This window comes from Nocardioides ureilyticus (assembly GCF_051280745.1).
Classification (GTDB): Bacteria; Actinomycetota; Actinomycetes; order Propionibacteriales; family Nocardioidaceae; genus Nocardioides.
The window spans coordinates 1-15083 of the sequence record NZ_JBNCOG010000020.1; the positions used below are offsets into that span (position 1 = coordinate 1).

Genomic DNA, 15083 nt, shown 5'->3' on the forward strand with positions numbered 1-15083 from the left:
CGCCGACGGCGAGGCAGGTCTGGTGGAGGCGGTGGTGCGGACGGCGGCCGCCGCCGCGCTCCCGGACGACGCCGTGGCGGTGCTGGCCGGGCTCGCCCGGCGGGTGCACCGGGCCCTGCACGCCGACCCGGTGCCCGGCTCCATCACGGGGGTCGCGGGATGAACGGGTCCAGCGGGACAGGGGTGCCGGGGGAGCCGCGTGTGCCCAGGGTGGTCGAGATCGACGGCGAGGGGCACCCGCTCCCGGGGACCGGCACGGCGAGCCTGTGGGACGTCCTCGACGACGCCGGCGCCGCTCCGCCGCTGGGCTGCGCGACCGGGCACTGCGGCGCCTGCACGGTGCTGGTCGACGCCGACCCGGTCCCCTCGTGCCTGGTCCCGGTCTCCCAGGCGGCCGACGCCCGCGTCGCCACGGTCCGCACGGCCCACCTGCCCGAGCTGGTCGACGCCCTGGCGCGGGCGGGCGCGGTGCAGTGCGGCTTCTGCTCGCCCGGCCTGGTCGTCGGGCTCTCGCACCTGGTCCGCGCGGGCGCGGCGGCCGGCGTACCCCTCACCGGCGAGGACGTCCGCGAGGCCCTGGTCGGACACCTGTGCCGGTGCACCGGCTACCAGGCGATCGTGGCCGCCACCCTCGAGGCGGCCCAGGTCGTGCAGCGGTGAGCGCGACCCTCGGCACGGCGGCGCCCCGGGCGACCCGCGCGGCCGCCACCCGTCCGGGTCTGGTCCTGGCGATCTGCTGCACGAGCCTGTTCCTGGTCACCGTCGACGGCAGCATCGTCCACGTCGCCCTGCCGAGCATCCAGCGGGACCTCGGCGGCGGGCTGAACGGCCTGCAGTGGGTGGTCGACGGCTACCTGATGGTGATGGCCTCGCTGCTCGTGCTCGCCGGCAGCGTCGCCGACCGCCTGGGGCGGCGACGGGTCTTCGTCACCGGCCTGGTCGTCTTCGCGGCCAGCTCGCTGCTGTGCGGGCTGGCGACCTCGTTGCCGGTGCTGGTCGCGGCGCGGGTGGTGCAGGGGGTCGGGGCGGCGATGCTGAATCCGGTCGCGCTGTCGATCATCGTCGGCGCCTATCCCGACGTACGCCGCCGCGCCCGCGCCATCGGCGTGTGGAGCGCGGTCTCGGGGCTTGGCACGGCCGCCGGCCCGCCGATCGGCGGGCTCGTCGTCGAGCTCGGCGGCTGGCGCTGGATCTTCCTGCTGACCGTCCCGGTCGCCGCGGTCGCCCTGGCGCTGACGACGAGGTTCATCCCGGAGAGCCGGTCGCTGCTGCCGCGCCCGGCCGACCCGCTGGGCCAGGCGCTGCTCACCGCCTTCGTCGCCGGGCTGGTCTTCGCGCTCATCGAGGGCCCGCACCGCGGCTGGACGGCTCCGGTCGTGCTGGTGGTCGTCGGGACCGCGCTCTCGCTGGGGCTCTTCGTCCGTCACGGGCTGCGGCACCCGGCTCCGCTGATCGACCCGCGGCTCTTCCGCGCCCGGGGCCTGCCCGTCGCGGTCGCGTCGGCCATCGGTGGCTTCGCCTGCTTCGGCGGCACGCTCTTCGCCCTGTCGCTGACCCTGCAGTCGGGGTCGGGCTACGACGCGCTGGCGGCCGGGCTGATGGTGCTCCCGCTGGGGCTCGCCGCCCTCGCGACCTCGCCCTGGGTGGGTCCGCTGGTCGGGCGCGGCCACGCGCGGCTGTGCCTGGCGCTGGCCGGCCTGCTGCTCAGCGCGTCCGCGGGCGGCCTCGCCGTCGTCCTCGGCGATGGGTCGCCCCGACCGTCGGTCCCGCTGCTGGTCGCGGTGCTGGTCGTCTTCGGCGTCGGCTTCGGGCTCCTCAACCCGCCGGTCACGGCGACCGCGATCGCCGGCCTGCCACCCGACCGCTCCGGCGTCGCAGGCGCCATCGCCTCCACCTCCCGCCAGCTCGGCCTCGCCCTCGGCGTCGCCCTCGCCGGCACCCTGGTCACTGCACAGCGAGCCGGCAGCCCGGGCTGGCTGGTGTGGGCCGGCCTCGCCGCGGGTGGCAGTGTGGTCGTGCTTGCCGCCGGGTGGCGGAGACGGTCGCGGTCGCGGTCGCGGTCGCGGTCGCGGTCGCGGTGAGTCTGCGTCACTTCGCCCACTATGGGCTACCCGAAGAGCGACCTCCCGCCCAGATTGGGCGCCCTCCGCCCCGATGGGCCCGGCGTCGGGAGACGTCCCTATGGGGACGCCGCGCACTGTGCAGGTCGACCTTGCGTCGCGAACTTCCGGGGCATCCACCATGTCGGAAGGCCAGGACACCGGCGACGAAGCGTGTCTCGGCGGCACACGCCTCGACCTAGTAGAGCCCGGTCCACCACGGTACGTTTTCCTGAGTCCCCAACAGATGTGGAGAGCAAGTGGATTCAGCCACCGCGGAAACAGTGACAGCGATCGCTGCAGCGCTCACAGCAATGGTAGCCCTGACCGCGCTTCTTTTGGCATATGGGCAACTCGCCGAATCCCGTGCTCTCCGTCGCGAGCAGGCGCAACCATACGTTGTTGCCTTTATGGAATCAGGCGGAGTATCCCCGCACTTCGTCGATCTGGTCGTGCGCAACTTCGGAGCGACAGCAGCTTTCGATGTCCGGGTAGAGACGAAACCGAATTTGCAACGCTCAGACGGCCAAGGTGGCGTCGAGGATGTTCAACTCTTCGACGCGTTGCCCACCCTGGTGCCCGGGCAGGAGTGGCGTACCTTCTGGGACTATTCGCCAGAGCGGTCCAATGTCGATTTGACTGGGCGACACGAAGTTGTAGTCACATTCAGCGGGGCCGATGGGCGCCGCTTCAAGCCACTCCGCTATGTCCTCGATTGGAACACTTTCACTAATCGCAGATGGGTCCAGCAATACGGAATCCATGACGCGGCAAAGGCGCTGCGTGAGATGCAGTCGACAGTCAAGCGCTGGCAAGACAGCCCACGAGGTGGTTTGGCCGTTTACACGCGGGATGGCGACGCGGTTGATCAGCGGCGCCGCGACGAGGCCGCCAATGCACGGCGCCGACACGAGGAACTGACGAGGCGAGTCATTTCTGACTCGGAGAGTGCGAGCCCCGACGAGGCAGAAAGCTGATCGTGATCGCTGCACAAGCGGTAGATCTGGGCAAGGTCCTGGCTGAGACTTTTGCTTGGATCAACCTATATGTGGCTTTCCCCGTTGGCGTCGTCGGATTCGCCGTTGCAATTTGGCAAGTTCGCCTGTCACTTGCTGCAAGCGAAAAGGCGCTCACCGCAGCTCAGTCAGCTGAACGCGCCGCCCAAAGAACCGCCACGTCCATCAGGCGGAACCTTCAAACGAACCAATTGCATTCTCTGTCTGAAACCGGGACGCGCCTGGAGCGGGAACTTGCTAATCTGGCGCGAGCGGAGAGACCTGAATCTCAGACGATCGTAGACATACTACGTTCCTGGATCGACTCGGGACGACGCGTCAGCGCCAACCTAGAAGCGCAGGACACTCAGCTGAGGGGAACTCTGGACGCATCCGTTGATGCATGCGCAAAAGCACGGAATAGCTACTCGCGTGACTCTTTTGAACACGCCACGCAACTCGCGTGGGAAGCGCTCGACCTGGTGGAGGTGGTACTCTCCATGGCGTCCCGAGTCGCGGATGACGTCATCCAAATAGAGACGTCAACCCGGGTGGCACTCGAGACGCAAGAGCTCAACGGCGCGGCCCGTCAACCGTGACTGCACTACCGGGGCGTGCCGGGCTGCCCGCATCATTCCGCCGCCTTCCGTAGCGCTACCCGGCTTGCCAGGCATGTCCCATGCCTGGATGTCGGCGATGACCCGCCAATGCGTAACGGCCGACGCGAGCTCACCCTTCCCGGGGTGAACCGAACCACGGCTCCCCTGTGAACTCTCGATCCGCACCAGTCATCTCGAACGAGTACGGACGCGGCTGTGGGAGTTCCTCAGGAACGAACCGCTCATCGTCGGGATGGCAGAACAACCACTGGCTCGCACCGAGGGTCGTTTGGAGGTTGAAAAACCGCTCCATCGCCGTGGTTCCGGTCTGCTCCATGTCAGCTCGCCCTTCGTGAACGCGTTCTACAGCGACGTTCGCGTCCACCAGGGGCTCGATACTGCTCATCAAGAGACCCAACTTCCGGGTCATCGGATAAGTGATGCCCCACGCCGTCATGAACCCGACGCCGTCCCAAGGCTCCGCGCTCGGATCGGCCACAAGCGCGACCGGATCATCCGATGTAATCAGTGACCTGCGCTCGAATCGCACCAGCGTCCAAGGGCGCCCGACGATGAACTTCAGGAGCTCGTCGGCCAAGTCGAGCATCTGCTCAAGATGCTCGGCAACGGGCCGCTTGACCGGCGGACCGTCCGGTCCCGTTGACATGGCCCAGAGGCGCTCGACCAGATCGTCGGTTACCTGCTGTCCGGTCTCCGCCAACCTTCTGCGCAAACCGGACTTTCCCGCTGCGCCGATCTGGAGACGCGTCATCATCGCTGCTGCCTGATCAAGGCTGCGTCGCTGCACGGGTACCCGCGTCGCTTGCAGCGCGATGAAGTAGCCGAGGGTCATCCGGTCCTCGGCTACTAGTGGCCAGGCGCCACGCTCAATTCTGGCGAGTACCGCGGCCGCCGCCCCTTCGATCTCAGACAGAGCCCGTTCGACTACGTCACTGCCGTCTGGGTGACCATCGAGTGCGTAGAAGTTCTTCGCCACCGACGCGTCCCTAACCGATTGGATGAAGCGATGGTCGCCAGGCAGAGGAACAGTCGCGATGCGGTCGTCGGCCGCGAAACCCCGGAGGTAGAACTGGGGAACAGTGTGATGGCGCTTCGAAACCTGCTGCTTCTCCGACTCCACGACATAAGTGTGCCCGCCGCACGCGGCGTTTCAGGCATGGGAAGTGAGCCAAACCAGATGTCAGCCTCGGCGCGGGGCAACGGCAGGGAGACGTGCCCGCCCTGCGCGGCTGAGGGTACGTCACTTCGCCGCCATGGGGGCGGTGGCCACGGTGCGGTTCGGTGCCGCCACGGTGCAGCGCGCCACCACGGCTCCGTGCGAGCACGGGCAGACGGGCGCGTCTGACCGCGAGCGGAACCTGGGCGAGCCAGCGCTGTGTGAGGCGGGAGCCCGGTTAGCGTCCGGGGGTGGGCAGTCGTCGCCGATCCGGTGCTCGTGGGCGCAGCGCGTCACCGCGCCGTAGCGGGACGCGACAGTCAACGACCGCTGCCGTCGGTCGGGCCGGGTGAGCGGCTGGGGGTCCTCGACGTCCCGTACGGGACGCAGGTCGACGGCGCCACCTGGCACCTGGGGATCAAGACCCATCTGTACGTCGGGCGCACCCTGCCCGCGCACCTCGCGCCGTACGCTCCGGGCCGCACACGCTCGGCCGGTTCATCGAGAACTCGCTCAACCCCGATGACGAGGGCACGGTCGAGGAGCAGGTTGGCAAGGTGATGGTGGAGCGGATTGCCGCAGCCTCCGACACGGTGGGAAGCGACACCACCGGCCTCGCCGACCTCGCGCAGCTCCGCGGGGCCGACTGGCTGCCGCCCACGGCCCTCACCGAAGGCGGCACCTGACCGGGGCTCCCGGCCATGGGGAGGACCGCCGCCGCGGATCCGCGGCGCAGTGGGGGAGGTCCCTACCCCTCGCTTCGCCCGAGGGCGATCATCTCCGCACGGTCCACGACCTTGATCCGGGCGCGTCCCTCCGCCTCGCCGAGCGCCACCTCGGCGGCATCGAGACGCTCCCACTCCGCCCAGGTGGTGACGTCGAGCCCTCGGTCGCGCAGCTGGGCGAGCACCTCGGCCGAGTGCGGGCGCGCGGGGCCGTCCACGCCGGCGGTGTCGGCGAGCAACATGCCGACGGTCTGCGCGGCGTCGGACTTGGTGTGCCCGATCAGACCCACCGGTCCGCGCTTGACCCAGCCGGTCACGTAGAGCCCGGGCACCGGCTCGCCGTCCAGGTCGAGCACCCGGCCGCCGTCGTTGGGCACGACGGCCAGGGTCTCGTCGAAGGGGATGCCGGGCAGGGCGTCGGAGCGGTAGCCGATCGCCCGGTACACCGCACCGACCGGCCAGTCCACGGTCTCCCCGGTGCGCCGGGCCCGGCCGGTGCCGTCGAGCTCGGTGACGGCTGTGCGCAGGCCGACCACGCGACCGTCCTCCCCGAGGATCTCCACCGGGTCCTGGCAAAAGTGCAGGTGCACCCGGTGCGGTGCCTCGCCCGGCTCCCGAGCGGCGTACGTCGTCAGCACGTCGACCGCCAGCTTCACGCTCTTGGTGCTCCGGAGCAGCTCCAGCGACGCCTCGTCGAACTCGAAGCCCTCGGGGTGCACCACCACGTCGATCGAGGGGGAGTGGGACAGCTCCCGCAGCTCCATCGGGCTGAACTTCACCTGCGCCGGGCCGCGGCGGGCGAAGACGTGCACGTCGGTGGTCGCGTTGCGCGACAGGCCGGCGTGCACGTTCGGCGGGATCTCGGTGGTGAGCAGCTCGTCGGCGGACTTCGCCAGCACCCGGGCCACGTCGAGCGCCACGTTGCCGACGCCGAGCACGGCCACCGAGGTGGCGGCCGGGTCGAACGGCCAGTCACGAGGCGCGTCGGGGTGCCCGTTGTACCAGCGCACCAGGTCGGCGCCGCCGAAGGAGCCCTCGAGCTCGACGCCGGGCACCTCGAGGTCGCGGTCGCGCACCGCGCCGGTGGCGACCACGACCGCGTCGTAGAGCTCGTGGAGCTCCTCGACCTTGACGTCGCGCCCCACCTCCACGTTGCCGAAGAAGGCGATCTCGTCGCGGGAGAGCACCCGCCGCAGGGCCTTGACGATGTCCTTGATCCGCGGGTGGTCCGGGGCGACGCCGTACCGGATCAGGCCGTACGGCGTCGGGTCGCGCTCGAGGACGTCGACGCTCACCTCGCGGCCGGCGTCGCGGCCGGTGGTGGTGAGCAGGTCGGCCGCGTAGATGCCGGCAGGGCCGGCGCCGACGACGGCGACGCGGAGCGGGCGCAGCATGGTGAGGGACCTCCAGATGAGGGGGTGGGTGCCGAGGGCGTCTGCGGCAGGACGGCGCGATAGCCGACGGGCTATTGGATACAACTCTGCCCGGTGGGTGGTGGCTGAGCAAGGCGACCGGCGCCTGTCGCAGAGATGTCACATGGTGTCATGCGGCCGAAACAATGGATCCCTACGTTGGATACAACATCCGATCGGGAGTCGGATGCGACGACGGAGGAGAGAGATGGCCAAGCGACCGCTGAGCCCGCGAGCCCTGGAGGCCGCGCGTCGCGTGCTCGCCGACGTGGACCAGTGTGCCGACCCCGTGGCGACCGCCCGACTGCTGCCCCCCGAGGTGTACACCGGCGAAGAGTTCTGGGAGTTCGAGAAGGAGGCCGTCTTCGGCCGCGAGTGGCTGTGCATCGGGCACGTCAACGAGATCCCGGAGCCGGGGGACCAGCTGCCGCTGACCATCCTCGACGAGCCGATCGTGATGCTCCGCGACCTCGCCGGCGACGTGCGCGTCATGTCCGCGGTCTGCCAGCACCGCGGGCAGCCGCTCTTCGGCGGCCTGGCCGGCGAGGGCCGGGACCTCGCCGCACCGTGCCTGAGCGGACGGGTGATGAAGTGCCCGTACCACAACTGGACCTTCGACCTCGACGGTCGCCTGGCCGCCGCGCCCGCGATGACCGAGACCGTGCCCGTGAAGCGCCTGCGGGAGACCATCCGGCTGCCGCAGATCCGCCACGAGGTCTTCCACGGCATGGTGTTCATCAACTTCGACGACGACGCCGCGCCACTGGCGCCGACGGTCGCCCGGATGGACGAGGAGCTGGCCAGCTTCGGCATGGACGAGCTGGTGCCGATGCCGGCGTTCGTCTTCGAGGACCAGCAGTGGAACTGGAAGATCCACCACGACAACGCCCTCGAGCCGTACCACACCAGCTACGTGCACCGCGGCGTCCACGAGGCCGCACCGGCCAAGAACGCCCGGTTCTACCCCTTCGAGGAGGGCGACGGGCAGGTCATGCACCCGACGTACCTGCTCGACGAGAACGCCGGCCTGGCCAGCACCGACGGCAAGCGGACCACGGCGATCATCCCGGGCCTGACCGACGAGCAGCGCAAGCGGGTGATGTTCGCGTCCATCCCGCCGATGCTCTTCTCCATCCTGCAGCCGACCTTCGTGCAGCTGGCCTTCATCTACCCCAAGGGCCCCGGCTCCTTCGACCTGCGCCGAGTCAACCTCTACCCCAAGTCGGCGGTCGAGGAGCCGGGCTTCCAGGAGGCCTACGAGAAGTTCATGGAGCGCAAGGCGCTCGCCATCCACCAGGACGCCGTCACCACCGCCGCGCTCCAGCAGGGACTGCGCAGCCGGTTCGCCCCGCGAGGGCCCCTGTCGTGGATGGAGTCCAACATCCCGCAGCTCAACCAGTGGCTCATCGAGCGCTACCGAAAGGCCCTCACCGACGATGTCTGAGACCGCAACCGTCGACCTGACCGCTCTGCTCGAGCGGCTCGACGCCCTGGAGTCCCGTGAGGCGATCACCGGGCTGATGACCTCCTACATGGCCGCCACCGACGCTGCCACCGACAAGGGCGTCAAGGTCGCCGCCCTGTTCACCGAGGACGGCCAGTGGGAGAGCGTCGGCCCGCACGGCAACCCGGGATGGGCCGCCCAGGGCCACGAGGCGCTGATCAAGAAGTTCGACCGGAACGTGGAGCGGATGCCCTTCTCGGCGCACTTCGTCACCAACGCCGCGATCCAGCTCGACGGCGACACCGCCCGCGGGCAGTTCATGTACTTCCAGGCCTGCACCTACCGCGGCGACCAGCCGCTGTGGATCGCCGGGTCCTACGACAACGACTTCCGCCGGGTCGACGGGCGCTGGCTGCTGTCGTACATGCGGGTCCACAACTTCTTCACCACGCCGTTCGACCAGGGCTGGGTGAAGGTGCCCCACCTGAAAACGCCCTGAGCGCCGCGCACGCCCCGCCGGACCGCCACCGAGACGACACGAGGACCCCACGATGACCTACCGCCACCAGGTGCTGCGCAACCTGCAGTTCGGCACCCTGCCGACCTTCATGGCCGCCCAGCAGAAGAAGAACGAGCTGCTCCTCGCCCACGGGCTCACGCCGTACGCCGTGTGGGCGCCGGCCTTCGGCGGCCTGCACCACATGGTGCTCGAGGCCCGCTTCGAGTCGATGGCGGCCTTCGAGGCCGAGCACCTCGCCACCAAGAAGATCGACGGCATGGCGGCGCTCAACGCCGAGCAGCTGGCGTGCACCATCCCCGGCACCGCCCACGACCAGCTGCAGCGGTTGGGGCTCGACGCGTGACGCTCACCCAGCAGGGGTGGTACCAGTGGCACGCGCCGTACGACGACCTCCTCTCCGAGCACACCGACCGGCTGGAGGTCGTGCAGCAGCTCCTCGTCGACGTCCTGGACGACGCGCCGGCCGGCCCGCTGCGGGCGGTCAGCGTCTGCTCGGGCCAGGCGCGTGACCTGCTGCCGATCCTGATCAGCCACCCCCGGGGAGCCGAGACCAGCGCCACCATGCTCGAGCTCGACCCGCTCAACGCCTCGTTCCTGCACGGTGCGCTGGGCAGCACCGCGCTCACCGACGTCCGGGTCGTCGTGGCCGACGCCGGGCAGAGCGACGCCTACGCCGGCGCCGTCCCGGCCGACCTGGTGCTGATGTGCGGCGTCCTGGCCAACGTCGACCTCGCCGACGCCGTCCGGACCGTCGACCTGCTCCCCGCGCTCTGCGCACCCGGCGGCACCGTGGTGTGGAGCAGCCACGGCGACGGGCTGGCCGACGTCGACGCCGTGCTCGCACGCCTGGAGGACGGCGCGTTCGCCCGGGTCGCGCTGCACCGCACCGCGTCGTACGTCGTGGCCGCCCACCGCTTCACCGGCGCGACCGCGCCCCTGCCCGCCGGCCGGCGTATCTTCACCTTCCGCACCCGCTGACCCTCGATCGGAGACCGCCGTGCACCTGACCCCGTCCGAGGTGGAGAAGCTGCTGCTGTCGGTCGCCGGCATGGTGGCGCGCGACCGCCGGGCCCGCGGCGTGCGCCTCAACCACCCGGAGGCGATCGCCCTGCTCTCGACGTGGGTCGTCGAGCGGGCCCGCGAGGGTGCCCTCGTCTCGGACCTGATGGAGCAGGGCCGCGAGGTGCTCGGCCCCGAGGACGTCATGGACGGCGTCGCGGAGATGCTCCACGACGTCCAGGTCGAGGCGACGTTCCCCGACGGCCGCAAGCTGGTGACCATCCACGACCCCATCGGCGCCGACGACGCTGCGGAGGGCCCGGGCGCGGTGCGGACCGGTGCCGGCACCGTCGCCCTCAACGAGGGGCGGGACACGATCACCCTCGTCGTCGAGAACACCGGGGACCGGCCGATCCAGGTGGGGTCGCACCTGCACCTGCCCGACGCCAACCCGGCGCTGGCCTTCGACCGTGCGGCCGCCCACGGCTACCGGCTCGACGTCCCGGCCGGCACCTCCCAGCGCTTCGAGCCCGGCTCCTCGCGCGAGGTGGTCGCGGTCGCCCTCGCCGGAGCCCGCCGGGTCCCCGGCATCCAGCCCGGAAAGGCCCTGTGATGGTCCAGATCACCCGAGCGGCGTACGCCGCGCTCTACGGCGCCACCGTCGGCGACCAGGTCCGGCTCGCCGACACCGACCTGTGGATCGAGGTCGAGCGGGACCTGACCGTCGGCGGTGAGGAGGTGGTCTTCGGCGGCGGCAAGTCGATCCGCGAGTCGATGGCCCAGGGGCTCACCTCCCGCGCCGACGGCGCGCTCGACACCGTCGTCACCAACGCCCTCGTCCTGGACTGGTGGGGGATCGTCAAGGCCGACGTCGGCATCCGCGACGGCCGGATCGTGGCGCTGGGCCGGGCGGGCAACCCCGACATCGCCGACGGCGTCCACCCCGACCTGCACATCGGTCCCTCGACCGACGTGATCGCCGGGGAGGGCAAGATCCTGACCGCGGGCGCGGTCGACTGCCACGTGCACCTGCTCTCGCCCTCCCAGGTCCACGAGGCGCTCGCCACCGGGATCACGACCGTGGTCGGTGGCGGCACCGGCCCGTCGGAGGGTTCGAAGGCCACGACGGTCACGCCGGGTGCCTGGCACCTCGCCCACCTGCACCGGGCGCTGGACCCGCTGCCGGTCAACGTGGTGCTGCTCGGCAAGGGCAACACCGTCTCGGCGGACGGGCTGGCCGAGCAGGCGCTCGCCGGCGCCGGGGGCTACAAGGTGCACGAGGACTGGGGCTCCACCCCGGCCGCCGTGGACGCCGCGCTCTCCGCAGCGGGGGAGTGGGGCCTGCAGGTGGCGTTGCACTCGGACTCGCTCAACGAGGCCGGGTACGTCGAGTCCACCCGGCGCGCGATCGCCGGCCGCTCGATCAGCGCCTTCCACATCGAGGGCGCGGGCGGCGGGCACTCCCCGGACATCCTCACCCTCGCCGGCGACCCGAACGTGCTCCCGGGCTCGACCAACCCCACCCTGCCGCACACGGTCAACACGGTCGCCGAGCACCTCGACATGCTGATGGTCTGCCACCACCTCTCGCCCGACGTCCCCGAGGACCTGGCGTTCGCCGAGTCCCGGATCCGCGCCACGACCATCGCGGCCGAGGACGTGCTCCACGACCTCGGCGCCATCTCGATCACCTCCTCCGACGCGCAGGCGATGGGCAGGATCGGCGAGGTGGTGACGCGCACCTGGCAGGTCGCGCACGTGATGAAGGCCCGCCGGGGGACGCTGGGCACCTCGCTGCCGGCCGACAACGAGCGCGCCCGGCGCTACGTCGCGAAGTACACGATCAACCCGGCGGTCGCGCACGGCATCGACGCCACCGTGGGCTCGGTCGAGGCCGGCAAGCTCGCCGACCTGACCCTGTGGGAGCCGAAGCTCTTCGGCGTTCGCCCCTCGGTGGTCATCAAGGGCGGCGCGATCGCGTGGGCGGCGCTCGGTGACCCGAACGCCTCGATCCCGACGCCGCAGCCGGTGCTGATGCGGCCCTCCTTCGCCGACACCACGGGCGCCGACCGATCGGTCTCCTGGGTCGCCCCGGCTGCCCTCGACGCCGGGCTCGCCGAGCGCCTCGGGCTGCGTCGGTCGCTGCTGCCGCTGCAGCCGACCCGGGACGTCACCAAGGCCGACATGCGCAACAACGACGCCCTGCCACGGATCGACATCGACGCGGAGACCTTCGCCATCGCCGTCGACGGCGAGCCGGTCCTGCCGGCTCCGGCCGACCGGCTCCCGATGGCCCAGCTCTATTCGATGTTCTGAGCGCCGGACCGACCATGACCGCACCGGAGCTGGTGGCCCTCATGCTGGCCGACGCGCGGCTGCCCACGGGCGGCCACACCCAGTCCGCCGGGCTGGAGCCCGCCGTCCGCGCCGGTCTCGGCGCCGAGGGGCGGGCCCTGGGGGAGGTGGCGGCCTACGCCCGCGACCGGCTGCGGACCGTGGTCCGTGTCGAGGCGGGCGCCGGTGTCGTGGCCCGGCACCTCGCCCTCGCCGGCGGTGACCCGCTGACGGTGGTGCCGCACTGGGCGGCGCGGACCCCGAGCCGGGCGCTGCGGGTCGCCTCCGCCCGGATGGGGCGCGGCTACCTCCGGCTGGCCGAGCGGATCTGGCCCGCCGTCCTCGACCACCTGCCCCGCGACGCCGAGGTCGCCCGACCGGTCGTCCTCGGCGTGGTCGGCGCCGTCACCGGCCTGGGCCCCGAGCAGGTCGCCCGGCTCACGGCGTACGACGACGCCCAGACCGTCGTGGCCGCCTCGCTGAAGCTGCTGCCGGTCGACCCCGCCGACGCCGCGGCGTGGCTGGTCGGGCTGCACCCCGACATCGAGGACGTCGTCGCCGCCGTCGCCGGACTCACCGACCCCACCAAGATCCCGGCCTGCGGTGCTCCGCTGGTCGACCAGCACGCCGAGCAGCACGCCACCGAGAAGATGAGGTTGTTCCATGCCTGAGCCACGTCCGTCCCGCGCCCTGCGCCTCGGTGTCGCCGGTCCCGTCGGCACCGGGAAGAGCTCCCTGATCGCCACCGTCTGCCGGGCCCTCTCCGCCGAGCTGGAGCTGGGGGTGGTCACCAACGACATCTACACCGACGAGGACGCCCGCTTCCTGCGCTCCGAGGGCATCCTCGCCGCGGACCGCATCCGCGCGGTCGAGACCGGTGCCTGCCCGCACACCGCGATCCGCGACGACGTGACGCCCAACCTGATCGCGGTCGAGACCCTCGAGTCCGACTACGCCGCCGCCGGCACCCCGCTCGACGTCGTGCTCGTCGAGTCCGGTGGCGACAACCTGACCGCGACGTTCTCGCCGGCGCTGGCCGACGCCCAGGTCTTCGTGCTCGACGTCGCCGGCGGCGGCGACGTCGCGCGCAAGGGCGGGCCCGGCATCGCCCGCGCGGACCTGCTGGTGGTCAACAAGACCGACCTCGCGCCATACGTCGGCGTCGACGTCGAGCGCATGGTCGCCGACGCGCGGGCGGCCCGCGGGGGCCGCCCGGTCGTCGCGCTCTCGAGGACGGACCCCGCCTCGGTGGCCGAGCTCGCCGACTGGGTCCGGTCCGTGCTCCGCGCGCACCGCGCCGGAGCGCACACCCCGGTCGACCCCGGTCCGATGGCCCCGCACACCCACGCCGACGGCACGAGCCACAGCCATGCGCACGCGCATTGAGGTCGAGGCCGGCGGCGCGGCGCCGCCCAGGGTCCGGCTCGGGCACGGCCCGTTCCAGGCCCGTCGGGTCCGCGGCGCCGAGCCGGGGGTCGTGCGGGTCGCGCTGGTCGCCGACCAGGCGCTCCTGCTGGCCGGCGACCACGTGCGCATCGAGGTCGACGTTCGTGGCGAGGTCACCCTGGACGTGCTGGAGACAGCCGGCACGGTCGCCTACGCCATGCGCGGCGGCGCCGCCCGGTGGGACGTCGTCGTCAGGCTGGCCGACGGTGCCCGGCTCACCTGGCACGGGGAGCCCTTCGTCGTCGCCGCCGGGGCAGACGTGCACCGCACCCTCGACGTCGACCTGACCGAGGATGCCGCCGCGACGCTGCGGGAGTCGGTGGTCCTCGGGCGCACCGGGGAGGTCGGCGGTCGCCTCGTCACCTCGACCCGGCTGACCCGAGCAGGCCGGCCCCTGCTCGTCGAGGACCTCGACCTCGGCGAGCAGGCGCGTGCGGGGTGGGCGGTGCTCGGCGGCCACCGCTGCCTCGACAGCCTGACCACCCTGGGTCACCGCCTGCCCGACGGTGCCGGCGTGCTGCAGCTCGACGGCCCCGGCTCCGTGGCCCGCTGGATGGGCGCCGAGCAGCACCGCAGTCCCGTGGGCCGCCTGGGCCGGGAGCGGGCGGCATGACCGCCCTGGGGCCGAGGACCGAGCCCGGCGCACGGCGTCCCCGCGGCCCCGACGACGCCTCGGCCACCCTGCTGCTCATGCTCGTCCTGACCTTCACGACGGGCGCCGTCGACGCGGTGGGGTACCTCGGCCTCGACAAGGTCTTCGTGGGCAACATGACGGGCAACGTGGTCATCCTCGGCATGGCCCTCACCGGGGTGGAGGGCCTGCCGCTCCTCGGACCGTGCCTGGCGCTGGGCGGCTTCCTCCTCGGCGCCGCCGTCGCGGGGAGGGTCCTGCGCCGCAGTCGACCACCGTGGGACGCCCGGGTGGTGCTGCTGCTGGCGAGCGTGGGCCTGGTCTGCCTCGCGCTCGCGGCCGTCGCGACCGCGGTGCGGCTCGAGGGCCAGGCGGGCGTCGCGGCGTCGACGGCGCTCGGCGTGGTGATGGGGCTGCAGGCCGGGACCGCCCGGTTCGTCGCGGTCCGCGACGTCACCACGGTGGTGGTCACCTCGACGCTCACCGGGCTCGCGGCCGAGTCGTTCCTCGGCAACGGCGCGGCGCGGCGGCAGCCGGGCGCGAGCGCTCGCCGGGTCGCCGCGGTCGCGCTCATGCTCCTCGGTGCCCTCCTGGGCGCGGCGCTGCTCCAGGTGCACCTCGCGCTGGGCCTGCTGGTCCCGGGCCTCCTCGTCCTCGCCGTGGCCGGGTACGCCGCAGCCCGCTTCCGCTGACGCGGGAGCG

At 71.8% G+C, this 15083-nt stretch carries 16 protein-coding genes; 14 read left to right on the forward strand and 2 right to left on the reverse strand.

Annotated elements, in window-relative coordinates:
- Positions 1-201 precede the first annotated feature (201 nt).
- The 4 genes from ACSMHG_RS12385 (at position 202) to ACSMHG_RS12400 (ending at position 3693) form a co-directional block, all read left to right on the forward strand.
- Positions 202-660, forward strand: a complete 459-nt coding sequence (locus tag ACSMHG_RS12385) for a (2Fe-2S)-binding protein (RefSeq protein WP_435745392.1) — start codon at positions 202-204, stop codon at positions 658-660.
- The gene (locus ACSMHG_RS12390; protein ID WP_435745394.1) at positions 657-2081 is read left to right on the forward strand and encodes a DHA2 family efflux MFS transporter permease subunit; all 1425 of its coding nucleotides are present in this window, start codon (positions 657-659) and stop codon (positions 2079-2081) included. Before ACSMHG_RS12385 ends, ACSMHG_RS12390 begins: the two co-directional genes overlap by 4 nt.
- A 278-nt stretch (positions 2082-2359) precedes the next feature.
- Positions 2360-3076 (forward strand): DUF8453 domain-containing protein, encoded by a 717-nt coding sequence (locus ACSMHG_RS12395; RefSeq protein WP_435745396.1) that lies wholly within the window; start codon positions 2360-2362, stop codon positions 3074-3076.
- Between the two features lie 2 nt (positions 3077-3078).
- On the forward strand, positions 3079-3693 hold the full coding sequence (locus ACSMHG_RS12400; protein ID WP_435745398.1) for a hypothetical protein: 615 nt from the start codon (positions 3079-3081) through the stop codon (positions 3691-3693).
- Positions 3694-3823: 130 nt separating this feature from the next.
- Here the strand turns inward: ACSMHG_RS12400 and ACSMHG_RS12405 are convergent, their stop codons facing one another.
- Positions 3824-4834, reverse strand: coding sequence for a DUF4238 domain-containing protein (locus ACSMHG_RS12405; protein WP_435745401.1), 1011 nt, complete (start codon positions 4832-4834; stop codon positions 3824-3826).
- Positions 4835-5618: 784 nt separating this feature from the next.
- Positions 5619-6989, reverse strand: coding sequence for an FAD-dependent oxidoreductase (locus tag ACSMHG_RS12410; protein WP_435745404.1), 1371 nt, complete (start codon positions 6987-6989; stop codon positions 5619-5621).
- Positions 6990-7215: 226 nt separating this feature from the next.
- Between ACSMHG_RS12410 and ACSMHG_RS12415 the strand changes: the two genes are divergently transcribed.
- Genes ACSMHG_RS12415 through ACSMHG_RS12460 form a run of 10 tightly spaced genes read left to right on the forward strand, consistent with a single transcriptional unit; the run spans position 7216 to position 15073 of the window.
- Positions 7216-8451 carry an aromatic ring-hydroxylating oxygenase subunit alpha gene (locus ACSMHG_RS12415; RefSeq protein WP_435745406.1) on the forward strand — a complete coding sequence of 412 codons (1236 nt, stop codon included), beginning with the start codon at positions 7216-7218 and terminating at the stop codon, positions 8449-8451.
- Positions 8444-8950 carry a nuclear transport factor 2 family protein gene (locus ACSMHG_RS12420; RefSeq protein ID WP_435745409.1) on the forward strand — a complete coding sequence of 169 codons (507 nt, stop codon included), beginning with the start codon at positions 8444-8446 and terminating at the stop codon, positions 8948-8950. Before ACSMHG_RS12415 ends, ACSMHG_RS12420 begins: the two co-directional genes overlap by 8 nt.
- Positions 8951-9002: 52 nt before the next feature.
- Positions 9003-9314, forward strand: a complete 312-nt coding sequence (locus tag ACSMHG_RS12425; protein ID WP_435745412.1) for a hypothetical protein — start codon at positions 9003-9005, stop codon at positions 9312-9314.
- On the forward strand, positions 9311-9949 hold the full coding sequence (locus tag ACSMHG_RS12430; protein WP_435745414.1) for a class I SAM-dependent methyltransferase: 639 nt from the start codon (positions 9311-9313) through the stop codon (positions 9947-9949). The genes ACSMHG_RS12425 and ACSMHG_RS12430 overlap by 4 nt, the downstream gene beginning before the upstream one ends.
- A 19-nt stretch (positions 9950-9968) precedes the next feature.
- Complete coding sequence (locus ACSMHG_RS12435) at positions 9969-10583, forward strand: urease subunit gamma (RefSeq protein WP_435745416.1); 615 nt, start codon at positions 9969-9971, stop codon at positions 10581-10583.
- Entirely contained in the window at positions 10583-12286 is a 1704-nt protein-coding gene (locus ACSMHG_RS12440; RefSeq protein WP_435745418.1) for an urease subunit alpha, read from the forward strand. The genes ACSMHG_RS12435 and ACSMHG_RS12440 overlap by 1 nt, the downstream gene beginning before the upstream one ends.
- Positions 12287-12300: 14 nt before the next feature.
- Positions 12301-12975 (forward strand): urease accessory protein UreF, encoded by a 675-nt coding sequence (locus ACSMHG_RS12445; protein WP_435745420.1) that lies wholly within the window; start codon positions 12301-12303, stop codon positions 12973-12975.
- On the forward strand, positions 12968-13690 hold the full coding sequence (gene ureG / locus ACSMHG_RS12450; RefSeq protein WP_435745422.1) for an urease accessory protein UreG: 723 nt from the start codon (positions 12968-12970) through the stop codon (positions 13688-13690). Before ACSMHG_RS12445 ends, ureG begins: the two co-directional genes overlap by 8 nt.
- Entirely contained in the window at positions 13674-14363 is a 690-nt protein-coding gene (locus ACSMHG_RS12455) for an urease accessory protein UreD (protein WP_435745424.1), read from the forward strand. Before ureG ends, ACSMHG_RS12455 begins: the two co-directional genes overlap by 17 nt.
- Positions 14360-15073: a YoaK family protein gene (locus ACSMHG_RS12460; protein ID WP_435745426.1), complete on the forward strand. Its 714-nt coding sequence runs from the start codon at positions 14360-14362 to the stop codon at positions 15071-15073. Before ACSMHG_RS12455 ends, ACSMHG_RS12460 begins: the two co-directional genes overlap by 4 nt.
- Positions 15074-15083 lie beyond the last annotated feature (10 nt).

Excerpts from the sequence above, each read along its gene's own strand:
- ACSMHG_RS12445 (WP_435745420.1), top strand. The coding sequence starts at position 12,301 with ATGACCGCACCGGAGCTGGTGGCCCTCATGCTGGCCGACGCGCGGCTG.
- ureG (WP_435745422.1), top strand. The coding sequence starts at position 12,968 with ATGCCTGAGCCACGTCCGTCCCGCGCCCTGCGCCTCGGTGTCGCCGGT.
- ACSMHG_RS12415 (WP_435745406.1), top strand. The coding sequence starts at position 7,216 with ATGGCCAAGCGACCGCTGAGCCCGCGAGCCCTGGAGGCCGCGCGTCGC.
- ACSMHG_RS12440 (WP_435745418.1), top strand. The coding sequence starts at position 10,583 with ATGGTCCAGATCACCCGAGCGGCGTACGCCGCGCTCTACGGCGCCACC.
- ACSMHG_RS12455 (WP_435745424.1), top strand. The coding sequence starts at position 13,674 with ATGCGCACGCGCATTGAGGTCGAGGCCGGCGGCGCGGCGCCGCCCAGG.
- ACSMHG_RS12425 (WP_435745412.1), top strand. The coding sequence starts at position 9,003 with ATGACCTACCGCCACCAGGTGCTGCGCAACCTGCAGTTCGGCACCCTG.
- ACSMHG_RS12420 (WP_435745409.1), top strand. The coding sequence starts at position 8,444 with ATGTCTGAGACCGCAACCGTCGACCTGACCGCTCTGCTCGAGCGGCTC.
- ACSMHG_RS12460 (WP_435745426.1), top strand. The coding sequence starts at position 14,360 with ATGACCGCCCTGGGGCCGAGGACCGAGCCCGGCGCACGGCGTCCCCGC.
- ACSMHG_RS12410 (WP_435745404.1), bottom strand. The coding sequence starts at position 6,989 with ATGCTGCGCCCGCTCCGCGTCGCCGTCGTCGGCGCCGGCCCTGCCGGC.